Annotated in this window: 8 protein-coding genes; 4 read left to right on the top strand and 4 right to left on the bottom strand. The window is 44.4% G+C overall.

Annotated features, from left to right (window positions below; all coding sequences use genetic code 11):
- On the bottom strand, positions 1–4,337 hold a 4,337-nt coding region (locus V7Q33_RS06880; RefSeq protein ID WP_333819354.1), incomplete at its 3' end, for a hybrid sensor histidine kinase/response regulator.
- Between the two features lie 538 nt (positions 4,338–4,875).
- Here V7Q33_RS06880 and V7Q33_RS06875 point away from each other — a divergent pair.
- From V7Q33_RS06875 to V7Q33_RS06865, 3 genes are all read left to right on the top strand, one after another.
- Complete coding sequence (locus V7Q33_RS06875) at positions 4,876–5,034, top strand: hypothetical protein (RefSeq protein WP_331978808.1); 159 nt, start codon at positions 4,876–4,878, stop codon at positions 5,032–5,034.
- 77 nt (positions 5,035–5,111) lie between these two features.
- A complete protein-coding gene (locus V7Q33_RS06870; protein WP_333819352.1) occupies positions 5,112–6,803 on the top strand; it encodes a GAF domain-containing protein in 1,692 nt (563 codons plus the stop codon).
- 88 nt (positions 6,804–6,891) lie between these two features.
- Entirely contained in the window at positions 6,892–7,257 is a 366-nt protein-coding gene (locus V7Q33_RS06865) for a VOC family protein (RefSeq protein WP_331978804.1), read from the top strand.
- 9 nt (positions 7,258–7,266) lie between these two features.
- Here the strand turns inward: V7Q33_RS06865 and V7Q33_RS06860 are convergent, their stop codons facing one another.
- Together V7Q33_RS06860 and V7Q33_RS06855 are read right to left on the bottom strand one after the other, a co-directional pair.
- The gene (locus tag V7Q33_RS06860; RefSeq protein ID WP_331978802.1) at positions 7,267–8,136 is read right to left on the bottom strand and encodes an alpha/beta fold hydrolase; all 870 of its coding nucleotides are present in this window, start codon (positions 8,134–8,136) and stop codon (positions 7,267–7,269) included.
- A gap of 164 nt (positions 8,137–8,300) precedes the next feature.
- Complete coding sequence (locus V7Q33_RS06855; RefSeq protein WP_331978800.1) at positions 8,301–9,950, bottom strand: S41 family peptidase; 1,650 nt, start codon at positions 9,948–9,950, stop codon at positions 8,301–8,303.
- Positions 9,951–10,097: 147 nt separating this feature from the next.
- Here V7Q33_RS06855 and V7Q33_RS06850 point away from each other — a divergent pair, with 147 nt between their 5' ends.
- Positions 10,098–13,085 (top strand): M16 family metallopeptidase, encoded by a 2,988-nt coding sequence (locus V7Q33_RS06850; RefSeq protein WP_333819351.1) that lies wholly within the window; start codon positions 10,098–10,100, stop codon positions 13,083–13,085.
- A gap of 62 nt (positions 13,086–13,147) precedes the next feature.
- On the opposite strand, the gene V7Q33_RS06845 is transcribed toward V7Q33_RS06850, so the two are convergent.
- Positions 13,148–14,227, bottom strand: a complete 1,080-nt coding sequence (locus V7Q33_RS06845; protein WP_333819350.1) for a dipeptidase — start codon at positions 14,225–14,227, stop codon at positions 13,148–13,150.
- Positions 14,228–14,276: the final 49 nt, after the last annotated feature.

Raw genomic sequence — 14,276 nt, 5'->3', positions numbered from 1 at the left:
TTACTCACTTCAAGTGCCCACTTTTCAAGAACATCTACCAGTGTTTCGAGTTTAACGGGTTTACTGATATAGTCGTCCATATCCGCGCGTAAGCATTCTTCACGATCGCCCTGCATGGCATTGGCTGTCATTGCTACAATAATGGGCCGTTCGCCAGGTAAAGCCCGTATACGCCGGGTAGCTTCGAGTCCATCCATCACCGGCATTTGAATATCCATTAATATCACATTGTAAAACTGCTGCGTTAATTTATGGACAGCCTCACTGCCATTATGGGCTATATCAATGTCGGTATATCCCAGTTTGTTTAACACACGAATGGCCAGTTTCTGATTTACAGGATTGTCTTCTGCAAGTAAGATTCGTAGCGGATAGCGTTTTGCAAATTCGTCTGATAAAACCTGCTTGGGCTTTTGCGTTTCGGCTGTTACATGTATACCGCCCGGGCGTAATGATGACTGAATTGCCCTGCATAATTGTTGTTGTTTTACTGGTTTGTTCAGAATGGCGGAGAAGAGATCGGGATATTTTTTTTTGCTTTCATCGCCTACAGAACTTAACAGAATAATAGGAAGACGTGGATGTTTGGCTTTGATTCGCTGCGACAGTTGCACGCCATCCATATCGGGCATCTGCATATCGGTGATCGTCAGATCAAATCCATCATGATACGAAAGTATCTCTAACGCTTGTTTCCCGGAGATGGCCAGTGTAGGAGTGAGTTTCCATAGTTCGAGCTGTGTTTTGAGAATTGTAAGGTTCGTGGTATTGTCATCTACGATCAACACTTTTTTACCTTCATTGCCCACGGTATTGCAATGCACATACTGTCGAATCGATTCCTGGCTCACAGAACTCTTAATGGTAAAACTAAAAGTGGTACCTATACCTTCCTCTGTTTCTACAGTGATGGTGCCACCCATTAATTCAACCAGGCGCTGACTGATTACCAGCCCCAGGCCGGTGCCGCCATACCGCCGTGTAGTAGAAGAGTCTACCTGCGAAAATGCCTTGAACAGCCGTGAGATTTTGTCGGGTGGTATACCTATACCCGTATCGCGAATATGGAATGCAAGCTCCAGTTGATCGTTTGTGTTATCCAGCAGATTTACGCCAACAAAGATTTCACCTTTGTGTGTAAATTTCATGGCATTGCTGATCAGGTTGAGCAGTATTTGCCTTAGCCTGTGACTGTCGCCTATTATCAATGCAGGAATCTGGTAATCGATCTGGTATACCAGGTCCAAACCTTTTTGGGCAGCTTTGGTAGAGAATACATCCATAACTTCTTCAATGCACTGGCGCATATCGAAACTGGTATATTCAAGCTCCAGGTTTCCGGATTCAATTTTGGAGAAGTCAAGAATATCGTTAATCACCGTTAACAATGCATCGCCGCTGCTGCGAATGGTGTCGGTATATTCCTGTTGCTCGGGTGTAAGTGGTGTTTCTGCCAGTAAAGATGCCATCCCTAAAACACCATTCATGGGTGTTCGTATCTCGTGGCTCATCGTTGCCAGAAATATACTCTTGGCCTGGTTTGCACGTTCTGCTTCCTGTCGAGCTTGTTCGGCTTCTTCACGTGCTTTTTCGGCTTCTTCGCGCTGCAATGTAATTTGATCCTTTTGATGTTGAAGTTCGTGGTTTACGTTTTCGAGAAAATCGGTTTGCGTTTGCAGTTGAGTGTTTAATGCCTGCAGATTTTTTGCTTGTGCTTCCAGTGTTTCCTTTTGTGCCACTACCTCCGCTGTCTGCAGGCGAACCTGTTCTTCCAGCATAGCTTTCTGTCTTTTAATAATATTGATTCTTACGCGGAAGAAACTATAGGCAAGGCCAATCACTACGAGCGCAGCCAGCGATTTAAACCAGAAGGTGGCCCAATAAGGAGGTGTTATAATGATATCGACAGCGGTACCTTTTTCATTCCATACGCCATCGTTGTTGCTTGCTTTTACACGAAAGGTATATTTGCCAGGATCGAGGTTAGTGTAGGTGGCGGTTCGTTTGTTGCCGATGTAGTTCCAGTCTTTATCAAATCCTTCCAGCATATAGGCATATTGATTCTTCTCCGGTGCTATATAGTTCAATGCTGCGAATTCAAATGAGATAACAGAATGCTTATAGGAAAGCTTTAATTCGCGCGTTTGCGATATATGCGTGTGCAGGATAGAGTCGGGAGCACCAATAACAGGAGGTTCGTTAAAAATGCGGAAGTCTGTAATTACTACAGGAGGAATATCAGGATTATCTTTTATTTTGGAAGGATTGAAAATATTGAATCCGTTTGTTCCTCCGAAAAGCATTTCTCCGGAGCGCAGCTTCAGAAAGGAGTGCAGCTTGAATTCATTACCCTGCAACCCATCGCTCATATCAAAATTGCGGACCGCTTTGCTGTCAGGATTAAACCTGCATATTCCTTTCGATGTGCTCATCCATAAATTACCGGCTTCGTCTTCCAGTATTCCATAGATTACATCACTGGGCAAACCATCTTTTTGATTATATATAGTAAAGGTCTTTCCGTCTTTATTGAGGAGATTTAGTCCGGCACCAGTTCCTACCCAAAGCCGTTGCCTGGTGTCTTCGGTAACTACATATATTGTATTGTTGCTCAACGAGGTTGAGTCCATACGATTATGAAGATATTCTTTTATTTCTTTTGTTTCGGGGTTCAGTATATGCAACCCGTCCCACGAGCCAACCCACAGCGTGCCGGCATGATCCTCCGTCATGCTGCATACATAGTTTTTCAGGTCGTGCCCAATTTCTACTTTATATTTTAAATATTCCCCTGTTTGCTTGTTGAGTAAATAAAGACTTCCCAGACCGCCCACCCATAAATTGGAATGGTTATCGTTATACAGATACATAACACTGTTAACTCGCCAGTCTTTATCCGGATTCTTGTCCGGGTATTTATAGTGAACGAACTCGTTTTTGCTTTTATCGTAGCGATCTACGCCTCCCATCCAATAGCTGAACCACAAGTCACCTTTTTTGTCTTTTGAAATGGAAGTGATCACATCTGCAGCGATAGATTTAGTATTGTGCGGATCATGCAGGAAGTGTTTGAATGAATCGGTTCTACGGTCATATACATTTAATCCTCCTCCATCTGTACCGATCCAGATATAGCCCTCGTCATCTTCGCAAAATGAAGTGACGTTGTTGTTACTCAAGCTGTTCGTTCTGAAGATCATATTTATTTTGTGCGGAAAATTTCTTTCCGTAGCAAAATTTACGCCTCCGCTAAATGTGCCAAGCCATATATCTTTATTGTGATCTGCATATATACACGTGATTGAATTGAACGAAAGACTTTCCGGATCTCCCGGGTCGTGCACATAATTAAAAAAAATATCTTTGACAGGATCGTAAATGCTCAGGCCACCGTTTTGTGTTCCGATCCAAAGCTTGCCGTACCGGTCGAACTTCATGCATTGGATTTGATCTTTTGCCAGACTGTTGGGATTATTCTCTTCGTGGCGAAAGTAGCGAATGCTTTTATCATCCGGATTATATACCGCTAATCCATGATCGAGCGACCCCAGCCAGAGGCGATGTTGGTCGTCTTCTTCTATCGTAAAGATACTCGTGAGTTTTGCCTGAGGCTGCACCTCAAATTTTCGTGTGGTGTTATTATACAGGTATATACTGTTGGGGCCGCTTGCCCAGAGATTTCCCTTACGGTCTTCGAACAATTGCCAAATTTCGGTTGGCGCACTTTTCCATAATCTGAATTTATCATGTACTTCATCATACAGAAAAATTTCGGAAGAAGATACAGCATATATATTTTGATGTGAATCTTCGAATATATAATTAATAGGGATTTCTGTAAACTCTTTATAGTGTTTAAAATTATTGGTGGCGCTCCTGTACCGGTCAACACCCTTGGTACTTGCAATCCAGAGATTCCCGGTTTTGTCTTGTAGCACGGAAGAGATATTGCTGCCCGTCAGGCTCATGCTGTCTTTCACAGAATGTTTATAAACCGTAATGGTATAACCATCGTATTTGTTCAGCCCATCCAATGTACCAAACCACATGTAACCCTGCTGGTCCTGAAAAATAGTTCTTACACTGCTGTGCGACAACCCCGCATTTACATTAATGCGTTTGAACCTTAGCTCGGGTTTCTGGCTATAACTGGCTTGTGAAGTGCCGACTAAAAACAAAATGAGCCAGGTCAGTAATACGGAAAGTATCTTATATCCGGAGATTCCGGACGATACATAGGCCCTCTGTTCGACACCGGATTTTTGTGCTGATTGACAAATGCCTGAGGCGAATGTAGCGGGAGAAGAGGCGGTTGTGACAATTGATGAACCCTGCATTCCTAAACAATTTTAAACGATAACAACTTTTCACCAGTGTCTACAAGCGGTGTTCTTTTAACAGAGTCAGGTACTAAGTTTTATAGACGTTAAAGGTTGTGCCAAACTCGCCTGGTACAAGCGTTGACTCTCTATAAATTTATCAGATTTTCCGTTTCATCTCACCCGGCCCGCTTCTTTTTTTTGATTGCAGGGAATCAAATAAAATTGTTTAAACGCGGATAGAACAGGCTTAATAATATCAATGATACGGTTTGATGTATATATTTAATGAGATGTATCTCCAGATATATCTATAGAAGGTATTAATCATATTGCTGAATACAGCAGTATTGTAGCTATTATGTTTGAACGTGCATCCTTATCAGGAATCAGCTGATTTTTTGGAAATCAGGAGAACCCTGATTTTAAAGTCTTTATCAATACGTTACTTTACTCATGTAATCAGCAGCACAGTGCGTTGTCCGTTAAATGTGTGCGCTGGCAATAGCTTTCGTTGTCGTGGATGTCCGTTGTAAAACCAACTAACCGTATACGTATGGAAAAAAGATTCTCTCTATTCCACCTCTCAGCCAGTATATTTCATATATACCGGCTTTTCTTTTTAAAGCAAGTTCCGGTATTAAGCCTGGCCAGATTGCCCGGCTGCACCGTTGTAGAAAATGCAGTGCCGGTGCGAAGGCGCCTGATGCTCTGATTCTCACTCATTCTATATCTATATTCTGTAGCAGACATTCTGCTATAGCTAACCTGTTATACCTTAATGTTAACCCTATGAAACTCTCCATCCGTCAACAGATACTTTTGCTGATCGGCGTTAATTCGGTACTGATCATCTGCGCATTGTATATCAGTTACTCAGGCATTCGAAATCTGAATGATGCCAAGGATATACTGGCCCGCGAGGGAAAGCAGTTAAATTATTTATTACTGGCACAGAACATGCGCGATAACCTTCGCGGTTTGATGTATCGCGGCTTTTCGGTAGACCATTCGGATGCGCAGGAAAAAGCGGCGATAAAAAAAGAATTTGATGCGCAGATTAAAGGATTTATCACCAATACACAAGCGCTACTCAGAATGAATGACAAAGACCCGCTGGTAAGTGAAATATATACCCGGGGAAAAGCGTATGCGGCGTTTTGTACCGATCTCTTTATTCACGAACTGGATGGCGATGCAGAATCATTCCTGATGCTAAACGAGTTTGTGAATTACTATAATAATTTAGCGAAGCCGATGTCGCAGGTAAGTGCCAGGATACAGCGCCATTATGCTTCGCTGGAAGAACAGGGAAATATAACGGCACGCCAATCCTTGTCGGGTATGTTTTCTGTTGCGCTGGTGGCTGTGTTCGGTTCGTTGACTGTTAGCGTTATTATTTCCAACCGCATTGTAAAACGTATAAAAAATGCGAGCCGTATGATTGCTGATGTAAGCGCAGGTAAATTATCGCAACGAAGCAAAGATACCGGCGGTGACGAAGTCAGCGTTATGCTGCAATCACTCAACAGCTATCTCGATTCAGTAACTGAAACGGTAAAGTTCGCCGTAGAGGTTGGAAAAGGAAACCTGGATGTAGCCTATAAGCCGTTGAGCGAACATGACCAATTGGGAACATCCCTGCTGGAGATGCGCAATAATCTGAAACATGCTTCGCAGGAAGATGAAAAAAGAAACTGGGCGCTGAACGGAATGGCAGGTTATGTAGATCTCAGCCGGCAGTACTCGCATAACCTTGCTACGTTTTCAGAACATGTGCTCTCGTATCTGGTAAAGTATCTGGATGTAAACCAGGCATTCTTTTATACGGTAGAAGAGCAGGAGGGGCGTGAAGTGCTGGTGCCGAAATCTGGCTACGCATGGGATCGCAAGAAATATCAGGAAGATGTGATTGAAAAAGGATGCGGCCTTACAGGGCAAGCCTGGGAAGAAGGCTCTGTGATATACTTGCGCGATATACCGGCTGATTATGTCAGGATCACTTCCGGACTGGGGATGTCTACACCGCGCAACCTGATTATACTTCCTCTTAAAGTGAATGATGTAGTCTATGGAATGATCGAGATCGCTTCATTCCGTGAAGTAGAAAAACATGAGCTGAACTTCCTGGAAAGGATGGGTGAGAACATCGCATCCACCTTGGCCAGTGTACAAACAACTGAAAGAACACAAACGTTGCTGTATCAATCGCAAGAGCAGATGGAACGCCTGAATGCCCAGGACGAGGAAATGCGGCAAAGCATGGAAGAGATGCAGGCAACACAGGAAGAACTTGCCCGCAAGGAACGTGAGTATATGTTGCAGATCAAGAAGCTGAATGAAGAGATCAGACAACACAACGAGAACCTGCAACAAACAGAAGCGGAGAAAGAAGAACATGCTTTGAAAGATATGGTGGCCGAAGCATTGCGCAAGCAGGGAGAGATATCGCAGAATATATATGCAGACAAAACGTATCGCTGAGAAACTTCACAAGAAAATATAGCAGATCGTTTGACTATTCAGGTGGAAGAAAAGATATTGGTGTATCGATCATTAAACAACACCAACTATGTTAGGACTTCGCACCGCAATCTTCAAAGTATCTGATATTGTAAAGGCAACGGAATGGTATTCCCGCGCTTTTGAAACGACTCCGTATTTCAATGAGCCTTTTTATGTAGGGTTCAATATTGGTGGCTATGAGCTTGGTCTGCAGCCGGAGGAGAAGCCAGTAAAAGTAAAAGCAGAAAGCGTGCTGGTGTACTGGGGAGTGCTGGCGGTTGAACAGGAATATGAGCGCCTGTTGGCATTGGGTGCTACGGAACATGAGAAGCCGCAAAATGTAGGAGGCGATATTATTGTAGCCACCGTGAAAGATCCGTGGGGAAATATACTCGGCATCATTTATAACCCCGGTTTTAAGGTAGAAGAATAAACAGGCTGTTTATTTTCCTGCTGAAGGTTGATTGTGTAGCATCCGGATGATGGCATCGTGTATAAGCTCCGGATTGCTCCATGGAACGAAGTGGTTCATATCATCTTTATATACAAACTCCACCGGGGCATTTACCAGCATCTTTTTGGCAAAGTCTGCATTGGCAGGAGAAACGAGTTGATCTTTCTTTCCCTGTATCACAATAACGGGGCATCGTATAGTTTTCCAAAGGGGAAGCATTTGCTCGAGCTCCGGTTTGAGGTGGTATATTTCTTCATTCGAAGCGCGGAACGATCGTGGCAATATCCAGCTTAAAAATGGTGTAGCCAGCGGAGCCCGAAACCATGTTTCATTAGGCTCAAGTTCAGGATCAATAGATCCGGCTACTATAATAAGACCATCCACAAGTTCCGGATAATCCATCGCCATACGGGCAATGAGCGGACCGCCCAATGAATGTCCTACCAGTATAATCGGACGATTATGCTTATGTGTTTCGAGAATAGGCTTGAGTATAGCGGCCTGTTTTTGTAATGACGATTCCCCTAATCCAAAGTTCGAGTATCCAAAGCCGGGTCGGTCGGTTGTGATGAGCAGCGCTTCCTGTGTGAGAGAAGAATCTTTCAGGAAATGTATAAAGGCACTGAGCGACCCGGGTGATCCGTGAATGAATAACACCAACGGTTTGATCGTATCTCCGGCTTCTGCATAATGGATTGTTCGAAAACCTTGCGTGTAAGCATGCTGTGATCCTTTGATATGATTTTCGGTGAAGAACTTGTCTACTTCCTTTGAACTCATGCGAAAAGTCATGCAGGCATGCATGAGGATCATGATGGCAAGAAACAGAGTGGCCGTGATGATCTTTATTCTTTTCATTACTTCGTTATCCGTTACACGTTAATTGTTATTAATATCCGCGAATAGATGTTTCTTGTTGCCGTTATTATCTACAGTGAGGTGGAGACACCTGGCTACAAACACCGACTGTACAAACGATTAACTGGTAAGGTGTAACGGATAACATGTAACGGCATAACGAATCAAAGATTCAACATCTTCCTATACTGCGCATTATCATGCAATACATCAACCGCCTTCTTTACATCATCATCGTACTTGAAGCCGGCTTCGACGCTGCCCCGTTCGAGGTGGTAACGTGCTACGATGTCTTCTTCCAGCAACAGCTTGATCTCATCTTTGTAGAGCATCAGTTCATTTTTCTTACTCTCAGCAATGCGGTTGGCTACCTGGTCGAGTTGTACTTTCAGGTCGTTATAGTATTTTTCTTTCTTCGCTTCTTCAGTAAACTCCTGCAGCTCGTATTCGAGGTATGATTTATACTTATAGTTTTTGTCCTTCATCCAGGTAACAAACTGTTGATATTCATCATCGCTTAATGAAAACGTGCGGGCATTTACCGGCTCGGTGCGTTTTGAAGCATAGAGTGTAGCGAAGTCGAAGATCAGGCCTTTTTCAAACAGCACTTGCGTGAGCATGTGTGCTTCTTTCGGATCGGTTTTGATATCGGGATCTATACCACCACCATCGTATACCGTGCGGCCGGATGATGTTTTGAAGGCACGCTTGAGCGAATCCGGTATAGACCCTACGCTGCCATCTTCGCGGCGATGGGTATAGTCAAGCACCTGTATACAGCGGCCGGTAGGCGTGTAGTATTTGGCAGTAGTAACTTTCAATTGCGAGTTATACGAGAGCGGGCGACTAACCTGCACCAATCCTTTACCATACGATTTTTCGCCGATAATGACAGCACGATCATAGTCCTGTAATGTTCCCGCTACAATCTCCGATGCAGAAGCACTTCCGCGATTGATCAGCACAGCCACGGGGATATCGGTATCTACCGGAGGATTCAGTGTTTCATAGTTCAGGTTGTTCTCCGGAATTTTTCCTTTGGTGCTCACCACTAATTTACCTTTAGGCAAGAACAGGTTAGTAATATTTACGGCTTCAATCAATAAACCTCCGGGGTTGCCGCGTAAGTCGAGGATGGCACTCTTAGCACCTTTTTCTTTCAAGGCTGTTAAAGCATTCTTTACTTCTTTGGCAGCATCGGGCGTAAAGTCAGAGAGCTGGATGTAGGCTACATCGTTGCCCACCATACCGTAGTAGGGTACATTGTTTACCTTGATCTTTTCGCGTTTAAATTCAATGCGTATGGGTTGGTCTACACCTTTGCGTTTTACGGTAAGCGCTACGGAAGTACCAACTTGTCCTTTCATAAGGTGACTTGATTCTTCGCGTGTAAGCTTGGAAAGTTCAATGTCATCGATCTTGATGATCTCATCGCCAATTTTAAGTCCACCTTTCTGGGCACCATATCCTTCCATGATCATCGTTACAACGGTACGGTTACCTATTTCGCGGGTAATGGCGCCAATGCCTCCGTACTGTCCGGTGTTTACCGTACGGAAGTCTTCCACTTCATCTTCCGGTATATAGTTGGTGTATGGATCGAGTGAATTGAGCATGGCATCAATGCCGGTGCGGATGAGCTTGTTGGGATTGACATCATCTACATACAGTGCATTCACTTCCTTGAAAAGTGTGGCGAAAATATCGAGGTTCTTGGCTATTTCGAAATAGCGTTCAGCGGGTCGGGTGAACGATGCGGCTACCAGTGCTACCAGTATAATCGAGAAGGCGAATAATTTTTTTTTAGTCTTCATAGGTACTCTTAATTTCTACGCAAACCTTTGCTCACGGTTGAATTTATTCGGGACTGGAAAATTCATCATTTAAAAGATAAAATCGGCAAGGATGTATGGTAATCTTCGTTATTTTTAGCCGAACCTTATTAATTAAACTCAAAATACATGATTAGAACTTTTTGGCGTACCACGGTGGTCGCCATGCTCTACCTTTCCCTGTGGGCTTGCCGGCAAGAGACCGGCAAGTATCAAACCAAGACCGGAGAAAGCAACGGCTATTCGTACGAGTATGTTACCAATGATCCTCTGAAAGTAAGAATTTACACGCTGAAGAATGGCCTGAAAGTTTACCTCAGCCAATACACAGACGAACCGCGCATTCAAACACAGATCGCCGTAAAAGCCGGTGGTAAAAATGACCCTGTTACCAATACCGGTCTCGCGCACTACCTGGAGCACATCATGTTTAAAGGCACTGCCGATTTTGGTACGCTCGACTGGCAAAAGGAATCAGTATACCTCGACAGCATCGAACACATGTTTGCACACTATGGCACGCTGAAAGATTCGCTTGAACGTGTAAAATATTACAAACTGATCGATCAGGTATCGAACGAAGCTTCGCGGTTTGCTATTGCGAATGAATACGATAAAATGGTAGGCGAACTGGGTGCCTTGGGTACTAACGCTTATACTTCGGAAGATCGCACGGTATATATCAATGACATTCCGGCCAATCAACTGGACAACTGGCTGCAACTCGAAGGCAACCGCTTTCAGAAAATAGTGCCGCGTTTATTCCACACCGAACTCGAAGCGGTGTATGAAGAAAAGAACCGTGGCCTTGATAATGATTACTGGAAAACTTATGAAGCACTCTTTGGAGCGATGTTCACAAAACACCCGTATGGAACACAAACAGTGATTGGTACGATCGATCACCTGAAGAATCCTTCGATCACCGAGATTAAGAAGTACTTCAATACCTATTATCGTCCGAACAACGTAGCGATCTGCCTCAGTGGTGACCTGGATTACGACAAAACGATTGCGTTGGTCGATAAATACTTTGGCAATTGGAAGCCCAACGATCAGCTGCCAACCTGGAACCGCGTGGAAGAAGATCCTATTACTACGCCGGTAGTGAAAGAAGTATACGGGCCCGAAGCCGAGTGGGTAAATATAGGCTTCCGCTTCAAGGGAAGAAACAGCGATGACTATACGCTGCTAACGCTCACGAATATGATTCTATCGAACTCGCAGGCGGGGTTGATTGATATCAACCTGGACCAACAACAAAAAGTGATCGATCCTGCGAGCCATGTAGAACCAATGGGTGATTATAGCATTCATAGATTTTCCGGACGTCCGCGTGACGGGCAGAGCCTTGAGGACGTAAAGAAATTGCTCCTTGAACAAATAGAACTGGTGAAACACGGAGAGTTTGACGACTGGTTGATTGAAGCTTCGATAAACGATCTCAAAAAATCGAAGATTGAGGGATCGGAGAACAACTGGTCGCGCTCAAACGACCTGGTGCTGGCATTCACCAATAACATGGCGTGGAATGAGTATATCTCGGAAACCGATGCTATGCGGAAGATCACGAAGGAAGACATTGTGAAGTTTGCCAACGAGCATTACAAAGACAACTATGTAGTAGTATATAAACGCACTGGTAAAGACACTAACGTAAAGAAAGTTGATAAGCCCTCCATCACGAAAGTAGCGTTGAACAAAGAGGACAAGTCGCCATTTCACCAGGCCATCCTGAAGAAAAAAGCGGAGAAGCTGAAGCCTGTGTTTGTGGATTATGATAAAGATATCCGGAAGCTGAAGATGAATAAAGGTGTAGATGTGCTGTATACTGCCAACACCGAGAATGACCTCTTCTCGTTATACTACATGTCGGATGTGGGCAGTAACAACGACCCGAAGATAAATGTAGCGGTGGAGTACTTACAGTATCTGGGAACGGAAGATATGTCGGCTGAAGATTTCAAGAAAGAGTTCTACAGGCTTGGTTGTAACTTCGGAGTATCGGCTTCAGAAGACAGAACCTATATATACCTGGCGGGACTTGCCGAGAACACGGACAAGGCGCTGCAGCTTTTAGAAAAGTTACTAGCGAATCCCAAAGCAGATGATGAAGCTTTGAAGAAAATGGTTGCTGGTATGTTCAAGAAACGTGAAGACAGCAAGAAGGACAAAGGTACGATTATGTTTGAAGGATTGATTGCGTATGGTTTGTACGGGCCGAAGTCATCCTTCACCAATGTGTTAAGCAATAAAGAACTTAGGGAAGTAAAAGCAGAAGACCTGATCACGATCATTAAAGATTTTACAAAGACCGAACATCGCGTGTTATACTATGGCCCGAAGAAAGGAGAGGAGATCGTGGCATCGCTCAATCAATATCATGCATTGCCCGATCAGTTGAAGCCTGTGCCGCCACCTGTAGAATTTAAGATGCAGGATGTTGCCAAGCCTGCCGTGTACTGGACGGATTATGATATGGTGCAGGAAGAAATCATGTTCCTCTCGAAAGGAGCAGGCTTTGATAAAACACGTGTACCGATCAGCTGCATGTTCAACGAATACTTTGGAGGAAACATGAGTTCTCCCGTATTCCAGGAATTACGCGAAGCACAGGGGCTGGCATATGCAGCATTCGCACACTATGGCTCGGCCGATAAGCCTACGGGCAACGATTTATTTTATGCCTATATCGGCACGCAAGCTGATAAACAACCGGAGGCGATGAAGGCTATGAACGGTTTGCTGACGAATTTTCCCAAGACGGAAGGTGGTTTTGAAGTGACGCGTAATGCTATCCTTAACCAGATTGAAAGCGAACGTATTACCAAAACAGATATACTTTTTGATTATGAAGAAGCGCGCAGGCGCGGACTGGATTACGATATTCGTAAAGATATATACGACCAGGTGCAAAAATTTACTCTTGCTGATGTGGAGAAGTTTGCGCAGGATAACATCAAAGGAAAGAACTTTAATATTGTGCTGATCGGCAACAAGAATAAGATCAATTTTAAAGAACTGAAACAGTATGGCGAAATAAAACAGCTATCGCTCGATGAGATTTTCGGTTACGAGAAAGTACAGAAAATCGATATTGAGAAGCGGAATCAGTAGTTGAAACAAGAAGCCAGAAGTAAGAAGTGCCTCTCTGGCTTCTTACTTCTTATTTCTAAATTCTATTTCCATGCCTTTCGCAAAAATCGTAACCAGTTGCCGTGCATGACGTTTGCTATATCTTCTTCGGAGTAGCCACGCTTTGCCAGCATCGCAGGTATCTTTTGCAGGTCGGCGATGGTCTCTATATCATACGGGCTTTGTTCTTTACCGAATGCACCATCAAGGTCAGACCCGATGGCAACATGATGTGCGTTACCCGCCAGTTGGCAAATATGATCCATGTGATCGATCAGCTTTTCCAACCCGCAATCCATGCTTAATGGTGTAGATACATTCTTGATCCACTCGGGCACCACCATCCAGGCATCCATCACACCACCAATCACTGCCCCACGACTGATCAGTTCCTTAATCTGCTCATCGCTGAACTGCCGGTTGTGATTTACCAGTGTCCTGCAATTGTTATGGCTCGCCCACACATTGCCATGAAAGTGATCCATTGCCTCCCAGAAACTATCATCACATAAATGGGTAGCATCGAGAATGATGTTGAGGCGTTCCATTTCTTTCAACAGTGCCTGCCCTGGTTTTCCCATGCCACCGGTAGCATTGGTGCCCTGTGCATACCGCCCCGGCCCGTAGTGACCCGGGCCTATAGCGCGCAAACCGTAGTTATAGGCACGCTCTACATAATCCACAGTAACGATCGAGTCGGCACCTTCAAGACTTAATATATAGCCGATCGGTTTTTTATCGTTTGATGTTCCGTTATTCCAGCGTTGCAGATGTTTTTCGAGCGCCGGTAAATTGGTGATCTGCACCATTTCGCCTGCTTCTTCCATCGCTTTATACCAGGCGAGTTGTGCCTGTGTTTGTGCCCATGCCTGTTCAGGAGAATGCCAGCCGGGCAGATTATTACCGGGTGCTACATAACGAGCTATTTGCGTAGCTACTACCAGACCTATATTTCCCTTTCGCAGTTCTTCAAAATTTACTACACCATTGCCGCGATCCGCTTTGTCCGTCATCCCTTTTTCGCGGCTGCGGATTTCGTGTACAGGTCTTCGATAGTCGCGGTTCCACTCCATGGCGTTCATGGCCAGGTCGAGGTGTGCGTCAATGATGAAAGGTATATTCATGGTGTAGTCTGGTAATGCAGTTGTCAGGTACCTTATCGCTATACGTATA

The sequence above is a fragment of the Ohtaekwangia sp. genome, from assembly GCF_036786105.1.
Taxonomy (GTDB): domain Bacteria; phylum Bacteroidota; class Bacteroidia; order Cytophagales; family Cyclobacteriaceae; genus Ohtaekwangia.
Note: the sequence above shows the minus strand (reverse complement) of the source record. Positions and strands in the feature narration are given on the sequence as shown.